Source organism: Acinetobacter entericus, from assembly GCF_026168575.1.
Classification (GTDB): Bacteria; Pseudomonadota; Gammaproteobacteria; order Pseudomonadales; family Moraxellaceae; genus Acinetobacter; species Acinetobacter bouvetii.
On sequence record NZ_JAPEQW010000022.1, the window covers coordinates 1 to 25,330 of the forward strand.

Annotated in this window: 25 protein-coding genes and 1 pseudogene; 14 read left to right on the forward strand and 12 right to left on the reverse strand. The window is 41.9% G+C overall.

Translation table 11 applies throughout. From position 1 onward, the window contains the following. The first annotated feature begins 488 nt into the window (after nt 1–488). On the forward strand, nt 489–1,646 hold the full coding sequence (locus tag OKC24_RS14855; RefSeq protein ID WP_131275742.1) for an MFS transporter: 1,158 nt from the start codon (nt 489–491) through the stop codon (nt 1,644–1,646). Here OKC24_RS14855 and OKC24_RS14860 read toward each other — a convergent pair. Further along, nucleotides 1,609–3,036 carry a GGDEF domain-containing protein gene (locus OKC24_RS14860; RefSeq protein WP_265465921.1) on the reverse strand — a complete coding sequence of 476 codons (1,428 nt, stop codon included), beginning with the start codon at nt 3,034–3,036 and terminating at the stop codon, nt 1,609–1,611. The genes OKC24_RS14855 and OKC24_RS14860 overlap by 38 nt on opposite strands. A gap of 300 nt (nt 3,037–3,336) precedes the next feature. Here OKC24_RS14860 and OKC24_RS14865 point away from each other — a divergent pair, with 300 nt between their 5' ends. Then, nucleotides 3,337–3,825 (forward strand): hypothetical protein, encoded by a 489-nt coding sequence (locus OKC24_RS14865; protein ID WP_131275741.1) that lies wholly within the window; start codon nt 3,337–3,339, stop codon nt 3,823–3,825. Nucleotides 3,826–3,889: 64 nt separating this feature from the next. On the opposite strand, the gene accC is transcribed toward OKC24_RS14865, so the two are convergent. The 4 genes from accC to OKC24_RS14885 all read right to left on the reverse strand — a co-directional run bounded on the left by accC (nt 3,890) and on the right by OKC24_RS14885 (nt 7,713). Next, on the reverse strand, nt 3,890–5,254 hold the full coding sequence (gene accC, locus OKC24_RS14870; protein ID WP_130145728.1) for an acetyl-CoA carboxylase biotin carboxylase subunit: 1,365 nt from the start codon (nt 5,252–5,254) through the stop codon (nt 3,890–3,892). Between the two features lie 17 nt (nt 5,255–5,271). Further along, complete coding sequence (gene accB, locus OKC24_RS14875; protein ID WP_131275740.1) at nt 5,272–5,691, reverse strand: acetyl-CoA carboxylase biotin carboxyl carrier protein; 420 nt, start codon at nt 5,689–5,691, stop codon at nt 5,272–5,274. Nucleotides 5,692–5,709: 18 nt separating this feature from the next. Beyond that, nucleotides 5,710–6,165: a type II 3-dehydroquinate dehydratase gene (aroQ, locus tag OKC24_RS14880; protein ID WP_005010082.1), complete on the reverse strand. Its 456-nt coding sequence runs from the start codon at nt 6,163–6,165 to the stop codon at nt 5,710–5,712. A 261-nt stretch (nt 6,166–6,426) separates the two neighbouring features. Beyond that, nucleotides 6,427–7,713: a Y-family DNA polymerase gene (locus OKC24_RS14885; protein ID WP_131275739.1), complete on the reverse strand. Its 1,287-nt coding sequence runs from the start codon at nt 7,711–7,713 to the stop codon at nt 6,427–6,429. 377 nt (nt 7,714–8,090) lie between these two features. Here OKC24_RS14885 and OKC24_RS14890 point away from each other — a divergent pair, with 377 nt between their 5' ends. Next, a complete protein-coding gene (locus OKC24_RS14890) occupies nt 8,091–8,576 on the forward strand; it encodes a hypothetical protein (RefSeq protein ID WP_130145732.1) in 486 nt (161 codons plus the stop codon). 112 nt (nt 8,577–8,688) lie between these two features. On the opposite strand, the gene OKC24_RS14895 is transcribed toward OKC24_RS14890, so the two are convergent. After that, nucleotides 8,689–9,285: a LexA family protein gene (locus OKC24_RS14895; RefSeq protein ID WP_130145734.1), complete on the reverse strand. Its 597-nt coding sequence runs from the start codon at nt 9,283–9,285 to the stop codon at nt 8,689–8,691. Between the two features lie 241 nt (nt 9,286–9,526). Between OKC24_RS14895 and OKC24_RS14900 the strand changes: the two genes are divergently transcribed. From OKC24_RS14900 to OKC24_RS20120, 8 genes and pseudogenes are all read left to right on the forward strand, one after another. After that, a complete protein-coding gene (locus OKC24_RS14900; RefSeq protein ID WP_005010072.1) occupies nt 9,527–9,868 on the forward strand; it encodes an immunity protein Imm33 domain-containing protein in 342 nt (113 codons plus the stop codon). A 28-nt stretch (nt 9,869–9,896) separates the two neighbouring features. Next, nucleotides 9,897–10,220 carry a hypothetical protein gene (locus OKC24_RS14905; protein ID WP_228257587.1) on the forward strand — a complete coding sequence of 108 codons (324 nt, stop codon included), beginning with the start codon at nt 9,897–9,899 and terminating at the stop codon, nt 10,218–10,220. A 366-nt stretch (nt 10,221–10,586) separates the two neighbouring features. Beyond that, a complete protein-coding gene (locus OKC24_RS14910; protein WP_130145738.1) occupies nt 10,587–10,832 on the forward strand; it encodes a hypothetical protein in 246 nt (81 codons plus the stop codon). 41 nt (nt 10,833–10,873) lie between these two features. Then, nucleotides 10,874–11,602 (forward strand): ATPase, encoded by a 729-nt coding sequence (locus tag OKC24_RS14915; RefSeq protein ID WP_018572534.1) that lies wholly within the window; start codon nt 10,874–10,876, stop codon nt 11,600–11,602. 328 nt (nt 11,603–11,930) lie between these two features. Then, complete coding sequence (locus OKC24_RS14920; protein ID WP_131275738.1) at nt 11,931–12,350, forward strand: YeeE/YedE family protein; 420 nt, start codon at nt 11,931–11,933, stop codon at nt 12,348–12,350. Beyond that, nucleotides 12,347–12,769, forward strand: coding sequence for a DUF6691 family protein (locus OKC24_RS14925; protein WP_130145742.1), 423 nt, complete (start codon nt 12,347–12,349; stop codon nt 12,767–12,769). Before OKC24_RS14920 ends, OKC24_RS14925 begins: the two co-directional genes overlap by 4 nt. After that, nucleotides 12,769–13,641, forward strand: a complete 873-nt coding sequence (locus tag OKC24_RS14930) for an MBL fold metallo-hydrolase (protein ID WP_130145744.1) — start codon at nt 12,769–12,771, stop codon at nt 13,639–13,641. The genes OKC24_RS14925 and OKC24_RS14930 overlap by 1 nt, the downstream gene beginning before the upstream one ends. A 147-nt stretch (nt 13,642–13,788) precedes the next feature. Further along, nucleotides 13,789–14,654: pseudogene (locus OKC24_RS20120) on the forward strand (alpha/beta fold hydrolase). 27 nt (nt 14,655–14,681) lie between these two features. Here the strand turns inward: OKC24_RS20120 and OKC24_RS14945 are convergent. From OKC24_RS14945 to tssH, 6 genes are read right to left on the reverse strand one after another with little or no spacing between them, the layout of a single operon-like run. After that, nucleotides 14,682–15,659 carry a M15 family metallopeptidase gene (locus tag OKC24_RS14945; protein WP_131275736.1) on the reverse strand — a complete coding sequence of 326 codons (978 nt, stop codon included), beginning with the start codon at nt 15,657–15,659 and terminating at the stop codon, nt 14,682–14,684. Beyond that, nucleotides 15,656–16,261: a hypothetical protein gene (locus tag OKC24_RS14950; protein WP_130145750.1), complete on the reverse strand. Its 606-nt coding sequence runs from the start codon at nt 16,259–16,261 to the stop codon at nt 15,656–15,658. Before OKC24_RS14950 ends, OKC24_RS14945 begins: the two co-directional genes overlap by 4 nt. A gap of 12 nt (nt 16,262–16,273) precedes the next feature. Then, nucleotides 16,274–17,080: a type IVB secretion system protein IcmH/DotU gene (gene icmH, locus OKC24_RS14955; protein ID WP_131275797.1), complete on the reverse strand. Its 807-nt coding sequence runs from the start codon at nt 17,078–17,080 to the stop codon at nt 16,274–16,276. Nucleotides 17,081–17,086: 6 nt separating this feature from the next. Beyond that, nucleotides 17,087–18,451 carry a type VI secretion system baseplate subunit TssK gene (gene tssK, locus OKC24_RS14960; RefSeq protein WP_265465888.1) on the reverse strand — a complete coding sequence of 455 codons (1,365 nt, stop codon included), beginning with the start codon at nt 18,449–18,451 and terminating at the stop codon, nt 17,087–17,089. A gap of 5 nt (nt 18,452–18,456) precedes the next feature. Further along, complete coding sequence (tssA, locus tag OKC24_RS14965) at nt 18,457–19,581, reverse strand: type VI secretion system protein TssA (RefSeq protein WP_131275734.1); 1,125 nt, start codon at nt 19,579–19,581, stop codon at nt 18,457–18,459. Between the two features lie 21 nt (nt 19,582–19,602). Beyond that, the gene (gene tssH, locus OKC24_RS14970) at nt 19,603–22,266 is read right to left on the reverse strand and encodes a type VI secretion system ATPase TssH (RefSeq protein WP_131275733.1); all 2,664 of its coding nucleotides are present in this window, start codon (nt 22,264–22,266) and stop codon (nt 19,603–19,605) included. Nucleotides 22,267–22,624: 358 nt separating this feature from the next. Between tssH and OKC24_RS14975 the strand changes: the two genes are divergently transcribed. From OKC24_RS14975 to tssC, 3 genes are read left to right on the forward strand one after another with little or no spacing between them, the layout of a single operon-like run. Further along, on the forward strand, nt 22,625–23,317 hold the full coding sequence (locus OKC24_RS14975; RefSeq protein ID WP_131275732.1) for a hypothetical protein: 693 nt from the start codon (nt 22,625–22,627) through the stop codon (nt 23,315–23,317). 13 nt (nt 23,318–23,330) lie between these two features. Next, nucleotides 23,331–23,834, forward strand: coding sequence for a type VI secretion system contractile sheath small subunit (gene tssB / locus OKC24_RS14980; RefSeq protein WP_131275731.1), 504 nt, complete (start codon nt 23,331–23,333; stop codon nt 23,832–23,834). Next, entirely contained in the window at nt 23,827–25,311 is a 1,485-nt protein-coding gene (gene tssC, locus OKC24_RS14985) for a type VI secretion system contractile sheath large subunit (protein ID WP_131275730.1), read from the forward strand. The genes tssB and tssC overlap by 8 nt, the downstream gene beginning before the upstream one ends. Nucleotides 25,312–25,330 lie beyond the last annotated feature (19 nt).

Sequence of the window (25,330 nt, forward strand, 5' to 3'; positions counted from 1 at the left end):
ATTTTTATTGGTGAGAATATAGACACTTTAAATGGGTTCTAACAGCTTGAAAATTCCCTGTAAGCATCAATACCTTATCCGAAACCATGACGGGGTTCAGCGCACTATGGTTCATAAACCTCTTAAAGAAATTCTAGAAGAATGGGAACTCTGCAACCGTTGCAGATATGACATTTATGTATTCACTGTAGATGCACTGGGCATCAAATCCACATGAACGATACCAAATAGCGGCCCGCCTGAAAAGGCGGTTTTTTTGCGCAAAAAATTATTGGGAATTTTATAAAAATAAATAAATGAAAAATAATAAGTATTTTATAAAAAATCTATATTTTTTGAAAAGTATACAAATTTTGAAATAATTTAATTAAAATAAATTTGTATACTCATTTGTATACAGTACGAATCCTAAATGCACCAATTCACTACATTACCGTACAACTTAAAAAAGTCAATAAGGTATTGTATTTACAAGGTAATATAGTTAAATGCAAGACTTTCCAATCCAGTCAAAACTAGGTGGATTCTACTTCTTCTACTACGCGATTGTTGGCACATTCATGCCATTTTGGAATTTGTATTTAGAAGGCCAAGGGTTTAACTATCAAGAAATAGGCATTCTTTCTTCAATTGCTATTATTACCCGTTTTTTTGCGCCGTTCATTTGGGGCTGGATAGCTGACAAATCAGGCAAACGCATGCTGCTGGTGCGCTTTGCAACATGGATGGAATGCTGTATTTGGCTATTGATTTTTGTCATTCCAAACAGCTTTCAATCTATCGCCTTTTTGATGCTGATTTTCAGCTTTTTTCAGAATGCGATTTTAGCTCAATTTGAAGGCGTGACTTTATTTTGGTTGGGCGAGAAACGGACTGAGTTTTATGGCAAGGTCAGAAAATGGGGATCAATTGGTTTTATAGCGGGTGTATTTTGCATTGGCGCGCTGCTCGAAATTATTCAAATTTCCTGGCTGCCAATTCTGTTGCTTTGCATAGCGTCATTGGCATTTCTATGGTCTTTTTGCATTAAAGAACCGACTTCTGCGCCTCATTCACAAAAACAGCTGGAGCCTTTATGGCCCATTTTAAAAAGGCCTGCAGTGGCTTGTTTTTTTATCATTGAATTTGTGCTGCTCTTTTCACATGCGCCTTTTTATAGTTTTTACAGCAATTATTTACATCAAATGGGGTATTCAATGGGGCAGATCGGCATGCTTTGGTCCGTTGGTGTGATTGCTGAAATTATCATGTTTACATTTGCCAATGTATTTTTAACCCGGTTTTCATGGCGGGCATTGATATGTTTATGCTTGATTCTAACAGGGTTCCGCTGGGCTATTGTGGGATTATATCCTCATGAATTTGCATGGCAGTTTGTTGGGCAAACCATTCATGCTTTCAGTTTTGGTTTATTTCATATGATTGCAATGCGTATTATTTTTCAAAATTTTTCTGCAGGGCAGCAAGGCCGAGGCCAAGCTTTATATAGCACCATGTGGGGCTTAGGTGTCGCAAGCGGCAGTGTGCTTGCGGGGCATTATTGGAGCCTGCTTTCAGGTCAAGTGGTTTTTATACTGGCAGGCGCTTCCACATTGGCAGGCCTATGTTTTACAGTTGGATTGCCGAAGAAAATTCAGAGGAACTAAAGCTGGCAACTTGATTACGGCCCTGTTTTTTAGCTTGATACAGGGCATTGTCGGCATTATTGATCAGATTCTGCAGGGTTTTCTGTTCTGTAAAATTATGATGCATAATACCGATACTGACGGTAATGTGCAGCGGCGCCTTGGTATGGATGCTAATTGGAGAGTTTTCTGTAATTGCGCGAATGCGTTCGGCAATTACATGAGCTTCTTGCAATTGCACGTTTTGCAGAAAAATTACAAATTCTTCACCGCCGATTCGGGCAAACAAGTCATTATTGCGTAGATTGTGCTGCACAGTTCTTGCGAAATGCTGCAGAACGAGATCACCAGCATAGTGCCCATGCTGATCATTCAGATTTTTAAAATGATCAATATCCAGCATAATAATTGAAAATGGTTGGCGCTTCGCATTTTGCATCAGCAGCTCACTTTGCTGAAAAAAATACCGGCGCGTCATTGCGAGAGTTAGGCTGTCATGGTTGGCTAAATACAGCACCTGTTTGAATAGCTCATGACGGTTTTGACTGATGATGCATAGGATCAGCGGCGCTAAACTTAGCATGAATAAGCCAATCCGCACGGAAATTGACGTGGACAGATATGCGCTGGATGATTCTGACAGATAGAATTGATTCAAGCTGTGGTAGGTTGCCAGCAGTACTGCAAAGTTAATGACTGCTACCGAAAATAGCCTATACGTCAGCGCTGCCCAAATTAAGGCGGCAAGCGGGTAGAGAAGCGCTCCAGGACCCGCTAGAAAATATGTCATAAGCACGCAAATAAAAATCGCAATGAGCGGAAAAATATGACTGAGCGGATATTGCTTATGTCTTCTTTCGTGAAATGCAAGCTTAAGTTCGCTCAGAGTCGGCATGGACAAAATTAAAGGGATAATTAAAATTGCATTAACCAATTCGCCAGTCCACCACATTCCAAAATCTATCCAAAAACGGTCGGCAGACATAAAGGTATTGGGCACATGCGGTATGGTCAATACGGCAAAGGCCGCGCCAGCTAAACAGCCGGCAAATGCGCAAATGGCAAACAAATATAAAAAGGTAAAACCTTTATTATAATTGCGGTAATTGATTTGAAAGTAATTAATAAAAAATAAGGAGACAGAGACGTTGAGTAAGTTTGAAAGAGACAGAAAAAAAGTCAGATCAAAACCATTTCCAGTCAGCAGGTCTGCTGTCATATAGGCAGTAAATGCGCCAATCCAGCCTCCAGCATTATTCAGCTGCGGGAAGCGCAAAAAAATGGCCAATAAAGCAGCATTAGCTGGCCAAAAGAAGGCAAGGAAAGAAAGAGGGCGAGTCAAAATTCCGAGAAGGCAGCACAGAAAAACGGTGATTGCAATAATGGCAAATGCCTTGCCTTGTTGGGCCATGGGCACGGGGAATAATCTGGGTTATACAAGTAGACGCATCTCTTCCTGAAAATAGCCTAAGCTTTTGGAATTATTAGACTAAAGTTTAATCAACTGGATTATTTTAATCGATAAATTGCTGATGAATGTGAAGAAATTATGGAAATTGTGAGTTTCTTTTGAAAAATAATGAAGTACATTATCTAAATCAGCAGAAGGCTGCGCTGCCTGAAAATGATTGTTATAAAATGGTGATAAATGAATGTTTTTTAAAAAAATGTGGTAATTTATAGCACATGGTTTATATGACTGAATAAACGTATGAAAAAAACATATTTAACAGTTTTACTTATGCTGTTTGCTTCTGGCGCAATTGCTGCAGACAATAAAAAATTACCGCAAAATCAAACTGCGGATGATCAGGTTCAAGAAAGTACGGCAACAAATTACCGCGTGACAACACGTCCAGAAATTGTTGGTCTGTGGGGGATGGAAATTCCCAATAACCGCAAATGCCGCGAATATTATAATTTTAAAAGCAATAATGAGGTTGTGATTAAAAGCGGTGCGGAATGGTCAACAGGCATATATGATTATCAGCCTTCACAGGATCAAGGCGTGCAATTGCCTGCGCTTATTTTACAAGTGAAATATGACAATAACGAGGTTGACTGCTCTGGCAATCAGTCTGATCAAACGGGTGAGATTTCACAGTATTTTGTACAATGGCAAAATCCCAGCACAATTAGCTTCTGTTCTAATGAAAAAGCAGAACAGTGCTTCGCAATACTGCGCCGTGTGCTGCCTTAATTAATTTAAAAATTGGAAGAATAAAAAAACCGCTCATTGAGCGGTTTTTTTATTTCATTCAGACTTATGCTTTGTCTTCATGGCCTTCAACTTGTTTCAGCAGATGTTTCTCTAGATAGTGGATGTCCATTGCTTGTTTCGAGAAGTTTTTATCTTCTAAGATCAAATCTTTATGAAGCGGAATATTGGTTTTAATACCCGTTAGGATCATTTCTTCCAGCGCTTGCTTCATGCGGGCAATTGATGTTTCACGGTCTTTGCCGTGAGCAATCAGTTTGGCAATCATTGAGTCGTAGTACGGCGGAATGCTGTAGCCCTGATAAATATGAGAGTCTAAGCGAATGCCTGCACCGCCTGGCGCGTAAAAATGCTCGATTTTACCCGGTGATGGCATAAAGGTGGTTGGATCTTCTGCGTTAATACGGCATTCAATCGCATGGCCTTTACACACCACATCTTCTTGCTGAATATCCAGCCCAAGGCCGCCCGCAATGCGAAGCTGCTGTTCAATAATATCTACACCTGTCACCATTTCAGTGACTGGATGCTCTACCTGAACACGGGTATTCATTTCAATAAAGAAGAATTCACCATCTTCGAATAAAAATTCGAATGTGCCTGCGCCGCGATATTGCATTAATTTACATGCATTTACGCAAGCTTCTAAAATATCTGCGCGCGCTTGTTCCGGCAAACCGGGAGCTGGAGCTTCTTCCAATACTTTTTGATGGCGGCGCTGCAAAGAGCAGTCACGGTCAAAAAGATGGATAGCATGACCATTGCCGTCACCCAGAACCTGAACTTCAACATGGCGTGGCTTCTGCAGGAAACGCTCCATATAGACCGTATCATCGCCAAACCACATTTCTGCATCACGCTGCGCCGCTTGAACAGATTCAAGCAGGGTATCCACACGTTCTACAATCCGCATGCCGCGTCCGCCGCCGCCTGATGCCGCTTTAACAATCAGCGGGAAGCCGATTTCTTTTGCTTCAGCAAGGGCATTGTGAATGGTGACTGCATGGTCGCAGCCTGGAACCGTTGGGACACCGGCTTTTTTCATGGCAATAATGGCAGAAACTTTGTTCCCCATTAAGCGGATGTGTTCTGGGCGCGGGCCGATAAAGATGAAACCTGAATTTTCTACAATTTCAGCAAATTCCGCATTTTCAGATAAAAAGCCATAGCCGGGGTGAATAGCGTCTGCGCCTGTGATTTCCGCTGCGGTAATAATCGCAGGAATATTCAGATAGCTTTCGCTGCTTGCACCAGGTCCAATGCATACGGCTTCATCACAGAAGCGCAAATGCATTAGGTCTTTATCTGCATCGGAATAAATCCCTACGGTTTTTATTCCTAAAGTTTTGCAGGCCCGAGTGATACGCAGCGCGATTTCACCACGGTTTGCAATTAAAACTTTCTGCAACATTATTTTTCCCCGAGGTCTTAGGCGCGGTAGCGGAACAATGGTTGACCGAATTGGATGACATCACCGTTTTTCACTAAAATTTCTTCAACCACGCCGCTTTGAGTTGCTTCAATTGGGTTCATGATTTTCATTGCTTCAATAATGCCAAGTGTTTCACCAGCTGAAACTGTTTGACCTACTTTAACAAAGGTTGCTTCACCTGGGCTTGGCGCGGCATAGAACACACCCACCATTGGTGAAGTTTCTACTGCACCGCGAGGTGTTTTAGCGGCAGGCGCTGCTGCAGCTGCAGGCGGGGGCATTGCAGGAACTGCTGCCGCTACAACTGGACTGCGACGAGTCAAAGCAATCGATTGATCGCCTTCTTTAACTTCTATCGCCTGTAAGTCAGATTCAATCATCAAATCGATGAGTTTCTTGATTTTACGGATATCCATGAGACAGTATTCCTAATTTTAAGATTGTAAAGATGGCTGGATTTTGTCGATAGCATAGTCAAGTGCGGCTGCATAGCCTTTTGCACCTAAACCGCAAATTACGCCAACGGCTTTATCCGACAAATATGAATGATGGCGGAATGCTTCGCGCGCATGCACATTAGATAAGTGAATTTCAATAAACGGGATCGCTACACCCAGCAGGGCATCCCGGACTGCCACAGAAGTGTGTGTCAATGCTGCTGGATTAATAATGATGAATTGCACGCCGTCGATCTGTGCTTGATGAATACGGTCGACAATTGCACCTTCCCAGTTGCTCTGGAACGTATCGAGTGAAATTGATGCATTTTGCGCTTGTGCAATGAGCTGCTGATTTATATCCTCAAGGGTGAGATAGCCATAAACTTCTGGTTCTCGCTTTCCCAGCAAATTTAGATTCGGTCCGTGAATGACCAATATGGTCGAACTCATTCAGCTTGCTCCAATTGAAAGTTGCAAAAATACTTTGCAAGATATCTGCAAAGTTTGCTTATTATGGCATGAAATTCCACATTTCTTTTATAATTTCTTTGAATTGACGTAGAAAGCATATGCCAGAATTGAACAGTATAATGAGAACTTTGCAAAGAATTGGCAATGTTAAAAGATTACATTTTTTAGAATTATCTGTTTTTTTTTATTTTAAACTGAATTGGCGAAAACTGTTCATATCATTTGTGTAAAGGATGCAGATCAGCCCACACTTAAAAGTTCTTTCCAGCAGGTTGTATACCGCGGTGAACGGTGCTCTTGCTTCATTTTCCATGTTTGCATTGCAGAGGAGTATCCCGTTTGAATGCAGTCCGAACCATATCTATTTCGCATTTTTAATAGAGTATGCATCAGTTGATCCCGCTGCTGAATTTTTGCTAACGGCTGCCATAGATCATAAATGTGATGCTTTTTTTCATGCAATGCGCCAAACATGACGGCAACCTTTACATATTGGGTATTTTCTTTAAATAAAACATCAATTTGATGCAAGCATGCGTGGTTAATCATAAGCAGATCATCTGATGCATACTCTAGGCCAACTGCGTGGGAAATACTCTTTTTATAAGGCGGATAAGGGACTTTTTCGTAGAGGGACACATGCAGTGAAGCGCAAAGCTGCTGCTGTTTGGACAGCCTGATGTGCGCTCGGCCCACGTGAAAGATCACTGCTTGTTTAATGATCTCTTTATCTGTTAAGGGTTTAGCGAAACTCCGTGATGAAAGAATTTGTTTAGATGGAATGCCGGAGGCATCCAAGGCAATGCAGGATTGACCTTTTAGCTCACGAATGGTGCGGGCGATCAGGACTGAAAACTGTTTCGCCAGGTGGTGTTCATTGGCAAAAGTTAAATCGTAGCAGCTGAGGATGTTATAGCTGTCGAGTTTTTTGCTGATTTTACGTCCAATTCCCCAGATTTCGGATACCGGTGTTTCCATCATTAAACTTTCGACACTGCATAAATCCATTTGAGTCAGGTTGCAGACTGACTCAAATCCAGAATACGTCTTGGCAAAATGATTGGCAAGTTTGGCTTGCGTTTTACTGCTGCCAATGCCGATGCAGCAGGGAAGCCCAAGCCCTTGCTGAATGGTTTTGATTAGTCCGCGGCAATAATGTTCCAGTTCAAAAAGGCTGCTGTAACTGGTCAAGCGGATAAAGCATTCATCGATAGAGTAAGCTTCTAAGTCATCGGGGTTGAAATGCTGTTCCAAAATCATAAAGAAACGGCGGGACATATCTGCGTAGAGCGCATAGTTGCTGGAAAAAACCTGTACACCGACCTGTAATGCATCTTTCCTGATCTCATGCCAAGGCATTGCCATGCCAATGTTCAGCGCCTTGGCTTCATTGCTGCGCGACACTACACAGCCGTCATTATTGGATAAAACGACGACAGGCTTTCCATTTAGTGAAGGGTTAAAAACCCGCTCACAGCTGACATAGCAGTTGTTGATGTCAATTAAAGCGAAAATTTCGTCAGACATATTGCAATGATTTTGAAAAAGTTACAAATTCAAAATAAAGCTTAAATGGATTTTTACCTGAGATCAAACGGTCTGTAAGAAATCAGATGAAAGGTGTAAATTCTGTGAGTGTTTTGCCTTGAATTGCAGGAGGAATATTTAAGTGAGTGGGTACATATCCGCTTTATTAAAAGGCGGAAAACCGCATTCATTCTGCTGGCAGGGAATGCTAAATCTGTCGAAAAAACAGGCATGTCAAAAGGGGAAAGCAATAAATTCCGGCTGCTGCTGTGTAAAATAATGATTTTTCTTCGGATCACGGTATAGTAAACACTGAAAGAAGCATTAAAGAACAGTTCATGAGAACGCAAACAGATTACATCGTATAAGAGGGTAAGATGAAAAAGATAATGGGCTTAGCCCTTAGCGCAATGCTGATGTCTGGCTGCGCAGCGCTTCCAGAAAGTGAAAATGTAGGAACCCGCGGGCTGCTTCTGTGTGAAGCGAATGAAATATGCCCTGCAGTGCTGGTGAGCTGGAATGAACAGAGAAAAGATGTTCTGGATATGAAAATCAGCCTGAATAGCGTCAGCCATTACTATGCAATCAAGCATGTCAGCTTCAGCAATGGTCAGAAAACATTAGGCTTTGACCCAGCTGCTGCGACAGAACAGGAAATGATTCTCGGCATGTACCGTTCACGCGCTGAAGTGACTGTTCCAGTTAAGCTGATGGCTGATTTAAAAGTGAAAGGTCAAAAACAAGATCAGTCTATTACCATGAGTTTGGAAACAGACAAAGGCACCATTACCCGCTATGTGCTGAAAAATGGTCAAGAATCATTGCTTTTTCAGCAGTTTAAGCAAGTATATTCAGCGTCATAAGCTATAGCTTATTTATATTTTGACTCAAATAGCGTGATTTAAGCGCCAGAATATCTGGTGCTTTTTTATTGCGGCGCAGATTTAGGCGTGTATATGCATAGCCGCTGAAAGTTTAGCGCAGTTTTTTCAGCACGCAGGTGACTACACCCCAAACCAGAAACTGCTCTTCACTTTGAAAGTGGATATCTGGGTATTCAGGGTTTTCGGCCTTAAGCCATATATTCTCTGAGCCATCATCCTGCTTTTCTTTCATTAATCGCTTTACCGTAAACTCATTGTTAATCAACGCTAAGACAATATCGCCATGCTCGGCCGTCAAACTGCGGTCAATTAGGATTTTATCTTCTGCATCAATGCCGGCATTCTTCATGGAAAATGAATTGACCCGCAATACAAAAGTCGTTGCGGGGTTATGTACCAGATATTCATTCAGGTCGATTGATTCTTCTGCATAGTCCTGTGCCGGAGAGGGAAAGCCGGCAGCTACAGACTCCAAAGGCGATGGAATTTGCAGCGCCGTGCGGAATTGAATCGGCATGAATTCGGCTTGAGGACTGCGGTCATCAGCAGGCACAGGTTTGAGCCATTCTTTGATGGCAATAACTTTAGATTCAGGCACGCGCATCACCACCGTTTTTTCCTGATAGTGAGCTTTGCGCCCTGCATTTGTGCGTTTGCCGCCCCGGGCTTCCTGTGTAGAATCTTTCATGAAATTGCTCTGTAGTAAATGGGAGGGGGTATTTTTGAAATTGTTACTTTTTCAAAATTTAGCAGAATACGCAGTGTATAGAAAGCGCTTTATATTCTATTCGCTGAATATCATCCAGCTGCCGGCAGAGATTGATTTTGCTGAGTGAAAAATAGCGTCTGTTTTCACACCGAAAATAACTATCTGACATATTGATCGGATACAATGCATTTTTCAAAGCAAAGATGAAAGCCTGAAAACTATGGATAAAGAGCTGATTGAAGAACAAAAACTGGTATGCGAAGAATTTGGCTCTGCATATCTGCCTGTTAAAGAAACGGATGTTGTTGCCATTGCGCTGCAAACCTTAAAGAAAGAGCCGATTGTCGGTTTGCGTAAATTGCCGGATGAAAATAAAGTGTCTTGGTTTATTTATGGCGGTGAGCTGGGCGATGGTGAAGAGTTCTTTGAAATTATCAGCGTAAAAGAATTGGAAAAAGAATTTCCCGATGCACTTCCATATTTAGCGCTGGATACAGGCTACCGTTTTATGATTGATGCAGATGATTATGAAGATGTTTGGAAAGAAGGCGATGAAGCTTAAGCGGAGCGTTTTCCTCTTCTGCAGCGTGATGATAAGCTTTTCTCATGCAGAAGTACTGACACAGACAGATTATGATCAGCAAATTCAGCACCACACACAGATCATTCAGCAAACAAAAGCTGTTTTAGATGAACCGAATTCTAAAGCGGATGCTAACCAGCAAAGCCAAGCTTTTTGCGACCGCTTAAATGCTTATGAACAGATTGCAAAATTATCGAAAGACAATGCCAATTTAGAAATGGCTTCGATTATGCTGATGGCGTCGCAAAGCTTTTTAGACAAGCAGAAAGCGCGTTTAGGCGGCTCAGGCATGACTACAGAAGTATTTTGTGCTGGAAAAATTAAGCAATAAATCCTTTTGAAAATTCAAATTGTCAGGAAATGACAAGAATTTGGAGAGAAATGATAAGTGGTTCGCATTAATATGGTTATTGTTAGAGAAAATAGTCCGGTATCCCTGGCTGAGCATTTTTCTTTAATACATCAGGTTAATGTTGTTCCTTGGTAGCCACTGAAAAGTGGCTTTTTTTTCTCGACGAATAAGCCTGCGCTGTAATTTCAGCTGTGTTGAGTTAAATTTCATGGCTATATCGAAGCATAATCTAATAGCAGGGTTGCTGATGTTTTTGATCTAAGCATGCTGTTGAAGAAATAGACAAATTAAGCCAGTATGCTAAGATGATACCAGCACCATGTGTTTAATTTTAGGAGTTGTTGAATGACAGCTTATACTTCAGTCATCAAAGCAGGCAAGTATGAGGATGATATGATCCCTAAACTTGCAATACATGCATTCCGTCATGCTTTTGAGCGCGCGTGCGCATCATCTGAAGTGGTATATGCTAAGAATCAGCAACTCATGCGCCGTGCACAAAACGGGCAAGAAACAGCTGTAAAGGATTTGTCACGAGCTTATGTCGCTGCGGATCATTTGCCTAAGGTGCTTAAGCGGAAAAAAAATTAGAGAGAACAATATAGCGTATGCCTCGACAGCCTCGCATCAGGATGTTTGCGGGCCCAAACGGTTCCGGAAAAAGCACTGTAAAAGAATATTTATTGCCCCATCATATTGGGGCATATTTAAATGCGGATGAGCTGGAACAGCAGCTTCACCAAACGCAGCGCATTGATTTAATGGCTTACCATCCCTCATTGAAAGCGCTTTCCCTGCTGGATTTTTTAAAGCAGAAAAAGCGTCCGAAAGCAGGTGAATATAAGCCGCTGCTTTCTAAAGAACCTGTGATGCTGGATGAATGGAACATTCAGTTTGATGCCAGTGAAATTGATTCCTATCTTTGCGCCAGAATTATTGACTATATCCGTCTGACATTTTTGGATTTGAAGGTCAGTTTTACCTTTGAAACGGTGATGTCGCATATTTCTAAAGTTGAGTTTTTACAAGAAGCCAAGCGTAAAGGTTACCGGACGTATTTGTATTTTGTGTCTACCGTTGACCCGATGATCAATATTGCCCGTGTAAAATATAGAGTTCAAACAGGCGGACATGGCGTTCCTGAACAGAAAATTATAGAACGCTACCAGCGCAGTATGGACTTGCTGATGCAGGCTGTAGAAGCTGCAGACCGGACTTATATTTTTGATAATTCTGCAGATGGTCAGATTGCATCCTTTATTGCAGAGATCGAATCGGCAGAAATTCTCAAGATGAACCAAAGCCTAAAAATTCTTCCTAAATGGTTTGCAGAAAAAGTTTTGAAAGATTTTGAAGCTTAGACTCACGATCAAGGATAGAGAAGGTTAATTAAAATTTTAATACTTAAGAAAATCTTAATATAAAAAGTAAAAGTATAAAAATATTCGGGAGTTTATTCAGTTTAATTTTAAAATAATTAGTTTATTTAAATAATCTTTCTTTTAAGGCGCTGTCTGTATCTGATTTTTCAGCATGTTAATGCTGTATTTGAAAGATATGTCCGCGTTTTTTTGTACGGAGATGGATAGTGAATAAGCTAAAAAACGATAAATAAAAAAGAAAAAATGCTTGAATTAAGCTGAAGATAACATATTATAAAAACATATATTGTTTTATGGGAAGTGGGCTGTGCATGATTTCATTTTAGCCTTTATAGGCGGCACGCTATTGGGTGCATCTGCAGTGGGATACTTATATGTGCATGGGCGAATTGCTGGAATCAGCGGTTTAATCGGGCAGCTGTTTAATGTTGGCCAGTTGATGCAGCGTCCAGCAGTCTGGTTCTTATTAGGACTGTTTTCTGTGCCGTTTATCTATGGATTTTTGGTGCAGCCAGAAATTACCCTCAACGCTAGCCCATGGATGATGATCATTGCAGGCATGCTGGTTGGTTTTGGCACGCGCTTAGGTTCTGGCTGCACCAGCGGTCACGGCATTTGCGGGATTAGCCGGCTTTCTAAGCGCTCTTGGGTTGCAACAGCCGTATTTATGGCGGCAGGCATGATGACTGTTTTTGTGATGCGCCATGTACTTGGAGTTTCAGCATGAAAAATTTTCTGGCATTTCTATTCGGCGGTTTATTTGCCGTAGGCCTTATGGTGTCCGGCATGGCGAATCCTGAAAAAGTTTTGAACTTTTTAGATATTACTGGTCAGTGGGACCCCAGCTTGGCCTTTGTGATGGGTGGTGCAATTTGTGTGGCATTTATTCCATTTCAGCGCGCTGTACGGCATCCTGAAATAAAAACAGTCTATGGCGAAAATATTGAATTGCCTCAAAACACCCATTTAGATGCTAAGCTGATTGCAGGCAGCTGCTTATTTGGTATTGGATGGGGCATCGCTGGAATCTGTCCTGCGCCAAGTTTTACGTTAATTGGCTTAGGTCATTATCAGGCGCTGTATTTTATCGGTGCTATGTTTGCTGGCGTTTGGCTGCACCGCATTTGGGCTGGAGGAAGTAAATAATGGCAAAGCCTTGGGTACAAGCCTTTTTTGATGACAAGAGCAATACCTACAGCTATGTAGTGACAGATCCGGAAACTCGGAAATGCGCCGTAATCGATAGTGTGCTGGGCTATGATGCCGCATCGGCAACAACATCAGCTGAACAGGCCGAGCAAATACTGGCATTTATTCAGAAAAATAGCCTAAGCGTAGAATGGATTTTAGAAACGCATGTGCATGCTGATCATTTGACTGCTGCTCAATATATCAAAGCGCAAACAGGCGGAAAGACTGCCATCAGCCATAATATTGCACTGGTGCAGCAGACGTTTAGCGCTATTTATAATTTCGACATGAAGTACTTTAATTCAAATCAGATTTTTGATCATCTATTTGAAGATCATGAAGCTTTTAAAATAGGCGGGATGGATGCTTATAGCATGCCGACACCAGGACATACGCCCGCATGCCTAAGCTATGTGATTGGTGACGCCGTATTTGTCGGAGATACTTTATTTATGCCGGATTATGGCACTGCACGATGTGACTTTCCCAAGGGGAGCGCATCGGTTTTATTCGATTCCGTACATCAGCTGTATACGCTGCCAGAGCAAATGAGAGTATTTTTATGCCATGATTATTTGCCGGAAGGGCGGAAAGAATTCCATTGTGAAACAACTATTCAGGCGCAAAAACAGGGCAATATTCATATTCATGAAGGCATTCAAAAGCAAGATTTTATTGAAATGCGCAACCGCCGTGACGCGTCCTTAAGCATGCCAAAATTAATATTGCCAGCGATTCAAATTAATATGGATGCAGGCCGTATGCCAAGACCTGAAGGAAATGGCATCGCTTATTTGAAGCTGCCGCTCAATTATTTTCATTCATAAAATAGGTAAAAGCTGAGTCCATATGATTGAGCTTTTGTCATTTCATAAAAATAGCCTAAGCAAATTTATAAATTAAATAAAAAGGCAATTGATTAAATTCCATCTTAGAATCATCATAAATCATCTTTAAAAGTACCCAAAACCAGTATGATTCTTAATTATGAACTGCATCAAAATACAGTTTCAGAAAAAAATCCCATCGTATTCATTCACGGTTTATTTGGCAGCTTAAGCAACCTTGGCATGCTGGCGCGCGCATTTATGCAAACTCATACGGTCATTCAGCTGGATGTGCGCAATCATGGAAACTCAGGACATTCTTCAGAAATGAACTATGACCTGATGGCGCAGGACGTGATTGAAACAATTAATGCAGCTGGCCTGCAGCGGGTCAGCTTAGTCGGTCATTCAATGGGCGGTAAAATTGCCATGCGTACTGCCAGTTTTGATCCTGACCGTATTGCGCATTTAGCCGTTTTGGATATTGCGCCATTTGCCTATCAGCAGAACCACCATGAAAAAATTTTTAAAGCACTTTTCGCAGTAGAGCGGGCTGACATTCAGACACGCCATCAAGCCATTGAAATCATGAAACAGTTTGTATCTGAAGACANCATGAAAAAATTTTTAAAGCACTTTTCGCAGTAGAGCGGGCTGACATTCAGACACGCCATCAAGCCATTGAAATCATGAAACAGTTTGTATCTGAAGACATGGTCATTCAATTTTTATTGAAATCTTTTTCTAAAGGCAAATGGCTATTTAATGTTCCCGCTTTATATGCGCATTATGCTGATATTTTAAGCTGGAATGAACAGTCTTCGTGGTCAAAACCCGCATTATTTTTACGAGGAACAGCATCTCCGTATATCGGAAAAGCTGAATATATGGATGCAATTGCGTGTCAATTTCCTTTGGCGGAAGTTAAAGGTATTGAAGGTGCAGGGCATTGGCTGCATGCGGAAAAAACGGCAGAAGTTCTAGATCAGCTGCAGCGGTATATAAATAACTGAAAAGGAATAATTTCTTAAATTGCCTGTTTACGGCGCAGTTGAAAAGCTGCCGGCCTGCAGCTGACCTTCTGATATCAGCTGCTCGGCCATTTCCCTAGTTTTCTTTAAGCCAGGCATACGGTATTCCGTGTGTCCGTAATCTTGAATGGATTTCCAGCGTCCGCCCCAAGTCAAGCCAACGGATTCCGCGACTTGCCCATACAATTGATAACCGCGCATCGCCCAAGGATCCCGCTCTGAAATAACCACTTTTCCATTGCGTTTAAATGCAGCATCTGCGGCTAAGCCAAATTGATGATAGCTTTGATATCCGCGTGCGCGTGTGGTGTGGATATTCAATGCGAGTGAATTTTGACGGTCGGGGCTGCGGTAACCTTCTAAAAGAACCATGTCATAGCCATGCTGTTCCCGCATAATTTTAAAGACCATCAGCAGCCGCTGCTTATAGCGTGGATTAATTTTATTCCACTTGCGGTCGGCAGAGGCAAAATCTGTATGATGATATTCAAATAGGTTTTCATCAGCTGAATTCATTGCAGCAGATGGGGCAATCTGAGATGCTGAAATAACAGCAGTGCTATTTTCTAATGCAATCGCATTATTTACAGCTTCTTGCACCAAGGCATCATCAACTTCTGGCGGAATGTCCAGCATTTGACCATCCAGCATGGCATAGATTTGCGGATCTGCTTCCTTTAAATAGTCGGCTTCAATGGTAGAAGCGGTAATGGGCCGAGTAAATGCATACAGTAAAATACTGGAAAACAAAAAGAGTCCTGCTATTAAAATCCACCATTGCTGCAAATGCCAGTGAGACTGAATTTGGTCTGGCGATGCGGCTGCATTCAGCTGATGTGCAATTTTTTTTGCATTAAACAGTTTATTTTTGCTGGCTAAAAAGACATTGCTAAAGGCTTGAAGAAGCCAATGCCTGAATTCGTAAGATATCAATAGCGCCATGGCAAAGGTCAGCATAAAAAAACTGCAGGCGATAATAGCAATCATTGCGCTGCTGTTCGGTCTTTTACCGGCGAAAGTGTTTTTGTCACTGTCATTTGAAGTGAGCCGCGAGGGCTGGGGATTTCGGGGTCACTGGCTACCGTTTGCTTTGCGGGTGCCGGTGTATTTTTTTCTGGCGGCGGTGCTTTTACCGCCAACTTGCTTTTTACTGCGGGTAAAGCATTGGATTTTATTGCCGGCTTCACTTTTTGAACAGTTTTAGCGGCCTGAGGCGGGTGGAGTTCTGCTTGTGCAAAGGGGGAATGATGCTGAACTGCGGGTTTTTCATGCTTAAATGCATTCAGTAAATCACCGTCATAAATTTGGCTGGCTTCTTCTTCATCTGAATGTGGATTTTCTTGTGCAAGTTTATGACTTGGTGAAGAAATAGAAGGACGGTGCTGAGTGACAGATTCTCCTTGCCGAAGATTTTCCTGAGAAATCAGCGCATCATTGGCTTTATGATTAAAATTTATAAACATCAGCCCTGTGGCGCCAATAAGAGCCATGCCGGCAAAGAAGCCGCAAACAGCATAAACAGCGGGATGAAGCGGTTTCTTTTGAGTAGACTGCAGTATGCGTAGATTATTTTTTTTCTCGTTTGCCATTTTATATAGTTCTTATGGTAAATGAATGATGATATAAGCTGGTTCTGCTGGCGCTGTAATCACATTTTGGAACTTTGCAAAAGACTGATTCCCTTGGCTGGAAAGCATAAAATGCAGAGAGGCAAAAGAGCTGAATGCAAAAACCAGCCAAAAAATTAGAATCCAGAAGAATGGCAGTTCACGGTGAATAATATGCTTGATTTGATCGGGCAGCGCGGCAAATGGTGAGAATGAAGCTTTTTTGCCTTTCAAATAGTCAATTTCATCACCCACACGTGAAGCAAGGAGATTCAGGCTTTCAATCGACTCTAAGCGGTATTTGCCATGAAATCCTAACAGCATGCAATAGTGATAGGCTTCAAGCGCGGCCAGACGCTCTTTTCCTTTACTGCGTATCTCATCCATTTTTTCAAAAAAACGGTATCCTGCAAGCTGTGAACCGAATAAGCTCAGCTGCAAAGGGCACATCATCCAGTTGTTCTGCAAGTCAAAAAAACGGGCATTCTGCTGCGTTACAATGGTTTCATCCAATAAGGCGCAATATGCATATTTAGCATCCTGAATATCCTCATTGCTGAATTGCAATTTGCGCGCCTGACTTTCAAAACGGTGCAGCAAAGTTAAAATTTTATCTCTGAAACTGTCAGCATTGGATGGCACATACTGATTTTTTAGTAAAAAAACAATATAAAAACCGTCATGCATTAAATCAACCAGATTGGCTGTGCTGGCTATTTTTGTTTCAATCGCAGCGGGGGCCATCCCGATGCCAATGTGGCCATCATCAAACAATGAAGGTGCATTATTCTGTATATTCATCATAAATTACCCATTCATGACTGCAATTAATTCAATTGAAATATCTTGGAAGCCGCTCGGAATATAGACACAGATGGTTTCTGAATCCAGCATCCGCTGGTACAGATCATTGTTTGGCTCTATCTCAAAATAGCTGACCCCGGATCGGACGGGAATTGCCGTCGGCACTTGCATTAAATGCTGTAATGGAATGGCAGGCAGCGCGGCGACAACACGCTGTTCAACATCAACGGTATTGCCGACTTTAAAACGCAATGGAACATAGGAAATGAGGTCATGTGCCGGCATCACACCGCTGGAAACTGCCAGATAAAAACGGGTGTCGCGGGTGATTTTGTCTGATTCCAAACTGCCAATCCAATAGGATGGACGAGCTTCTTTCAAGGCAATGCTGATGTAGCGGTTGGAAATAATGGTATCCAGCAAATCACGTAGAATCAGGTCTAAACTGCTGAAGCTTTCTTCTAAGTGATCATGCTGATACTGCGGCAATTGATCTACTTCATAGGCGGTTGAAAAGGTCAGTAAAGAACCGCTCAAACGGAGCAATTCAAAAAAAAGCCGTTCAGGATGAATATGCGGATACTGCAGTAAATGGTTTAAGGCCGCATGAGCTGTATTCAGGGCATTCACCAGCCAAAAAGAAACGATATCACCTGAGCGGAATTCAATCAGTTTCTGCTCGTTTTCTCGATTGTTCGCCTGAATGGCTTTAATCTTAGCCTTAATGACATTTAATGTGCGTTTCAGACTGGAAATGAGCGACTCGCTGGATTCGATATGCAAGATAGGCGGAATAAATTTGGCATCCAGTACAAAACTGCCTGAACTTTGGCGCTTAATCCGTCCAATAGGCAGATACAAAAAGCCATCCAGCTGATGCGGCTCATGATCCAGTTCAAAAAGCTTGAATTCAGCACGGCGCCGCAGCATTGTAATTTCAGCGCTGCTCGCATCGGTAAATAAATCATGCGTTTCAATTAAATGTGAATGATATCTGCTGGATTGGCTATTTTCAGACTCAAAGCTGACGTTCTTTCTATTTGGCTGCAAGATAGGTAAAGCTAAGTAAATCTGCATTTCGCCTTTTAGGTTCAGCACATCCAGCATAATCGGCTCAGGCAGCAAATCTTGGGCTGGCGCCTGGTAAATTTCCCCATCTTGCCAAATCATTTCGATTTGGCTTAAAGCTAAAATATGGGTGCCAAGCTGAGATTCATCAAATTGAAAAGACCGGATGCCGTAAGCAAAAGGAATGGTTGCGCGAACCGTTTGGTTTAACCGCTGTTCATGATAGGCATCCTGCAGCTGAAAATGCTGCGGACGCAAGAATAGGCCTTCGCCCCATAATATTTTTTCTGCTTTAAACATTTCAATTACCAATTACTGTCTGTTTCATTATTTGAGTCATGGGTATTTGCCTGCACACCCAGAAGTTCGTGTACGGTTTCTAAAGGTTTTTCATTTTTTAGAACCTGAGCCAGCCATTCATGCAGCGGCATATGGCTCCACTTAATGGTTTTTTGCAGCAGATAGCTCACAGGGCTATGCGGTTCATTGGCTTGAAAATAGTCTGCAATTTCCTGCAGCACGAGCATGGCCTGTGCACGGTTTGCCAAATGATTTTGCAGCTGCGGCTGAAAGGACTGCTGATGATTCATATGCTGGACAGCGTGGTTTGCAGAAAAGTCAGCATGATTTACCGGTTCTGATGCTGTGTTGGCAGATTCAGCAGATGAACTGTAAAAAGCATCCGCTTTATAAATTTTTTTTATGGTCATATGGATTGTTTCAATTTGAGAATCGATGGATGCAAAACTTGGTGCATCTAGCCCCATTAAGCTGTCCAACGTCTCTTTCAGCAGCTGCCATTGATTGATAATGTCCAAAAACTGCTGAAAATTCTGATATTGAACCGATTTAGAAGTATTGAATAAAGCCTGCTCAAATTGCTCTAGATAATTTGCAGTTTCTTCATTGAGCTCATCCTTAGCATTCATTTTGAGTCTTTGATTTTGATGATGCCGCATACTGTCATAATCTGAAAGGGTATATGCTGCTGGCGTGCTGACAACAGAAATGCCTTTCAATAAAGCCGGAAGCAGATTGATAAATCCTTGAAGCAAGCCGATACGCTGATCTAAATCACCATCTTCAATTTCAGGATGCAATAGGTCCCAATAAACATTCAAGCTCCGATGTGTCAGTTCAAGCGCTTTGGCAATGCCATCAAAGCCATACAGATGGGGCCACGCTTCCAAAAGCCAGGTCAACAGGCGGAGATCTTTGGTTTTCTCGGTCAATAATTCTGTTGATTTGGCATGAATAAAAGCCCAATCGGCCTTCTTTTGCTCAGAAACCCAGTCGCCTTGTTCGAGTAAAGGGTCATCTTTAGTTTTCGCTTTTTTAATCGCATGAAACTCATTGGAAAAAGAGCAATCTATGCCGCAGGGGCGGCTCTCTGAAATGGGCTGCAATAAATGGTCGAGTTCTAAACTCATATTCTGCCTTTCTTGTTAAAATTAAGTTTCTAATGCTTTTGATTTTTTTGTTTTCTGCTTTTTAGCCATTTGATTTTTAGGATCAAGTGCATAATGAATTTCATCATTTTTGACACTGATTTCAATCAAACGCGGAACTTTTTGCTCACTCATTGCCATTAAAATTTCTGTCGCCAGTGCGGGAAGAACAGATGAGTTTAAAATGTTGTCAACATTTCTGGCGCCACTGTCTATTTCAGTACAGCGGTTCAGCAGCAATTCAATGAGGTCATCTTTATAAATAATTTCGGTTTGATACTGTTTTTTAATTCGGGCGGTAATTTTGCCCAGTTTTTGCTGAATAATTCGAATCAGTAAATCATCATGGAGCGGGAAATAAGGCACAATGCGCATGCGTCCTAAAAAAGCCGGTTTAAACTGCTTGTACAATGCGGGTTTAAGCTGATCAATCAGTTCTTCCGCAGCCGGCCATTTATCAACTGGCGTATTCAGGCAAGCCTGCATAATAGAGCCTGAACCCGCATTCGAGGTCAAAAGAATCGTGGTGTTTTTAAAATCGATCAGGCGTCCTTCACCATCCTCCAATACGCCTTTATCAAAAACTTGATAGAACAGTTCCTGCACATCATTGTGGGCTTTTTCAATTTCATCTAAAAGTACAACGCTGTATGGATTGCGGCGAACAGCTTCAGTTAAAACTCCGCCTTGCCCATAACCCACATAGCCGGGGGGAGCCCCTTTTAATGAAGATACGGTGTGAGCCTCTTGATACTCAGACATATTGATCGTGATTAAGTGGGATTCACCGCCATACAATTCATTAGCCAATGCCAAGGCAGTTTCAGTTTTACCGACGCCGCTAGGGCCTGCCAGCATAAACACTCCCTGCGGTTTATTGGGGTCCTCTAATTTGGCTTTTGAGGTTTTTATGCCTTGCGCCAATTGATGCAAGGCATACTCCTGTCCCATTACACGCTGGCCAAGCTTTTCCTCTAAACAGAGAATGTGCTTAATTTCATCGTTAACCATTTTCCCGACGGGAATACCAGTCCAGTCCGAGATAATCTCATTAATAATGTGCGCATTTACCCGTTCAAAAACTAAAGGGGATTGGCCTTGCAAATCAGCCAGCTGCTGGCGCAATACAGCGACCTCGCCATTATGGTTCTGTTCGGAATCTTGCTGTAAACGATGAATTTGCTGGACTAAACCCAGCTCTTGCTTCCATCTGAATTCCGTTTGGGCAATTTCTTCATTTAAGCTGGTGATGGTTTTTGCCAATTTGTCTAACCGTTCATGATGAATCGGCATATTTTTATTTTCTTGAATTAAAATGTTTTGCTGCAGTTTCAGGTTATGTAGCTGCGCGTAAAGCTGATCCAGCTGAACAGGGACTGCATTTTGCGTCAGTGCAACGCGGGCTGCTGCAGTATCCAAAACACTGATGGCTTTATCAGGCAGTTGCCGGCCAGTAATATAGCGGTGTGAAGCATGCACAGCATTGACAATCGCTTCATCATCAATTTGCAGATTAAAATGATCTGCCATGATTGGAATCATCGCGCGCAGCATATCTATGGTGACTGCTTCAGTTGGCTCTTCAACTTTTACGACCTGAAAACGGCGGCTCAAGGCTGCATCTTTTTCAAAATATTGTTTATATTCTACCCAAGTAGTCGCGGCAATGGTGCGCAATTCACCCCGCGCTAAAGCCGGTTTCAGCAAATTAGCTGCATCATTTTGTCCAGCTTGACCGCCTGCGCCAATCAGAGTATGCGCTTCATCAATAAATAATATAATGGGATGGCTTGAGGATTGAACCTCCTGAATCACTTGTTTTAAACGATTTTCAAATTCACCTTTAACGCTGGCGCCGGCCTGCAGCAGCCCCATGTCCAATGTATGCAGCTGAACATTTTTAAGCGCATCGGGCACTTGATTTTGAGAAATTTTAAGGGCCAAGCCTTCGACAACGGCAGTTTTGCCGACGCCAGGCTCACCGGTTAAAATAGGATTATTTTGGCGGCGTCGCATTAAAATATCCAGCATTAAGCGGATTTCAAATTCACGGCCAATGACTGGATCTATACTGCCATTTTTAGCTTTTTCAGTTAAATTAATAGTGTATTGGTCCAAAGCTGGCGTTTTGATAGCAGTGGCGGCATCAGGATCGGCTGTGGAAGGCCCTTTTTTTTGCTGCTGCGGCTGATGCTGGTTTTCACTGCTGCTTTGACATAAATCTATAAATGTATGCTTTATGGTATCAATGGGGAACAGATCAAAAAGCGATGATGCGCGGGCAGCAATTTGATATAAGTCCTGAGCCGTCAGCAGGGCTATGATTAAATGGCCACTGCGTATTATTGGATCCTGTTCAGCGGAAGCCAGCAGCCAGGCTTGTTCCAGCAAGCGGACAATCGACTTGGCAAAAATTGGTGTCCGGGTATTGCCTTTTGGCAATAGGGCGATGCTTTCCGTTAAGTCGCGGACGAGATCATCTTTCGGAATATTATATTTATTGATTAAAATTTGAATGTCATTGCCGTTTTTTTGCAGTAGCTCTAATAAAAAATGTTCAATTTCAATTTCATAATTTTGCTGTGATATGCAGGTATTGGCTGATTTTTCAAGTGATAAGCGTGATTGTGCTGATAATTTTGTAATTAAAATTTTTAAATTATTCATAGATATCTCTGTCTTTTTAATAACACGCAGCTTATTGGAATAAGTCTATTTACGGGCTAATTTTAATTAAATAATAATATTATTTTTTAAATCAATGCTTTAAGTTGTTTTTTATAATAAAGCGGTCGGCCTATTCTACATATTTTAAAAAAAAAGAAAAATTAATTTGCACTTTTTTCCAAAAAAAATCAAAAAATGACACTTTTTGTTAGATAAATAAAATTTTGTATTGACTTTTAGTGACTGTTTTTTGTTAAATCTGCTCCGTAAAACTAAAAATGATTAGAAAAAGGAAGAATCACAAATTAATAATAAGTGATGAACCTTGCTGATAACGACTAAATTTAGAGAATAATAAATGCGTATTTTGACCAAAGGCATGCTTTTCGTGCCGATGATTGTTGCTGTCTGTATTGCACAAGTAAGCTATGCCAAGAAAGAAGATTCACTTGAATTGAATAAATCCTGCGTCAAGTTGTATCCGCTGGCGGCTGGAGATACAGATGCTGATTTAATCAGTCTCTATACTCAAATGTGTGATAAAACTAATAGAAAGAATCAAGCGCTGCTTTCAGGGCTGCAGATTCAGATAGCGCAGAAATATCAAGCACAAGGCTATAATTTAAAAGCCCTTCAAGCTGTTGCTCAATTGCGTAATCAAAATATCAGTACGCCAGAAATGACAGATGCTGAATTTTTAGCCGGGACGGCAATTTCGCAAAATGCATTAAATCATATGCGCACAGTAGAGCTTCGTTCATTATCTGAAGAAGCGTATCTGCCGGCAAAAATATTAGTTGATACAATCCGTTTTGCCCAGCCTGTGGTGCAAAACAGAGAAACTGCGTTTTCAGAAAATGCCTATAATAAAAAGAAATCAAATAAAAAAGCGCCACCGAAAATAGCAGCAGTAAAAAAAACCAAAGCGGAAGCTCCGAAAAGCGCAGCAGCTAAGGCGCCTAAAACCAATAGAACAACAGCACCTGTGGTGAAAGAATCTGCCGAAAAAGCTTTAAATTCATCACCATTTGAAACATTTAATAAAAAATAAAAAGGAAAAGAAGATGGCCAAGCGTGAAAGTGTACAGAAAAAATTGCAGCGGATCAGACCTCCGCGAGTGCAGCTGACTTATGATGTTGAAGTAGGAGATGGCAGAGAGATCAAAGAGTTGCCATTTGTTGTAGGGGTTTTGGGAGACTTTTCCGCGGCCTCTGAATTAGAAAAAATCAAACTGAAAGATAAAAAGTTCATTAATGTTGATTTGGATAATATTGATGAAGTGATTGAATCTTTAGCGCCGCGGGCAAATTTTCAAGTCGATAATACATTGACGGAAGAAGGCGGGAAAATATCAGTCGATTTAACGTTTAAATCAATGGATGATTTCCGCCCTGAAAATGTCGTGCAGCAGGTTGATCCTTTAAAAAAATTGGTTGCCGCGCGTGAACGCTTGACCGATTTGCGCAATAAAATTTCCAATAACGAACGTCTGGAAGATCTGCTGGATGATGTACTGCAGAATACTGATCAAGTGCGTAAATTGAGTTTGGAGGCTGAAAATGAGTAATTCAAATTTGGCTGCCGCATCCAATCTTACAGTGAAAGAAGATTATACGTTACTGGACTCAATCGTTGAGCAAAGCCGCATAGCGCGTACAGACGATGAACATGACCGTGCGAAAAGCCTCATTGGCGAGCTGGCGAAAGAAGTCATGGCAGGGACCATTACCATTTCTGAAAATATGGCTTTATCTATCGATAAGCGCATTGCAGAGATTGATGCACTGATTTCAAAGCAGCTGAGCCAAATCATGCATCATGCGGATTTTCAAAAAGTAGAATCAACATGGCGCGGGTTATATTATTTTTGCCAAGAAACACCTTCTAATTCTTTAATTAAAATCCGGATGCTCAATACAACAAAAAAAGAATTGATTAAAGATTTTCAAGGTGCGGCAGATTTCGACCAAAGCACGCTGTTCAAGAAGATTTATGAAGAAGAGTATGGCTCATTTGGCGGTGCGCCCTATGCAACGCTCATTGGTGATTTTGACTTTGACCGGACGCCTGCAGATATGTATCTGCTGGAGCAAATTTCACATGTGGCCGCTGCTGCGCATGCGCCATTTATTTCAGCAGCCAGCCCAGAAATGTTCGGTTTAGAGATATTTACGGATATAGACCGTCCGCGTGATGTCTCAAAAATTTTTGAAACGGCTGAATATGTGCAGTGGCGGTCTTTCCGTGAAAGCGATGATGCGCGCTATGTGGCATTAACCATGCCGCGCGTGCTAGGGCGTTTGCCGTATCATCCTAAAGAAGGCACGGCGACTGAAGGCTTTAACTATGTAGAAGAAGTCTCAGGAGAAAACCATAATGAATATTTATGGATGAATGCGGCATATGCTTTTTCGACCCGTTTGACCAATGCGTTTGATATGCACGGCTGGTGTGCGGCAATTCGCGGTGTTGAAGGCGGCGGCTTAGTGGAAGGCTTGCCTGTGCATACATTTAAAACCCATGATGGCGAAGTTGTCTTTAAATGTCCGACAGAAATTGCCATTACAGACCGTCGTGAAAAGGAACTGAGCGACTTAGGTTTTGTGCCCTTGGTGCATTGTAAAAATACTGATTATGCAGCATTTTTTGGCGCGCAATCTGCACAGAAAGCTAAAAAATATGACAGCGATACGGCCAATGCCAACTCAGCTTTATCCAGTCAAATCCAATACATCATGGCTGTTTCGCGCATTGCGCATTATTTAAAAGCGATGATGCGCGATAAAGTAGGAAGTTTTGCATCTGCGGGAAATGTCGAAGCTTTTCTGAATAACTGGCTTTCTCAATATGTACTGCTGGATGACGGCGCTTCGCAGGAAGCTAAAGCTCAATATCCGCTGCGTGAAGCGTCTGTAAAAGTTGTAGAAAACCCAGCAGCGCCTGGACACTACAAGTCTGTGGTCTTTTTAAGGCCGCATTTCCAGTTGGATGAGTTATCAGTGTCTTTGAGACTTGTTACTGAGCTGCCTCAGTCCTCAAATTAATTTGAGGCAACATAATAAT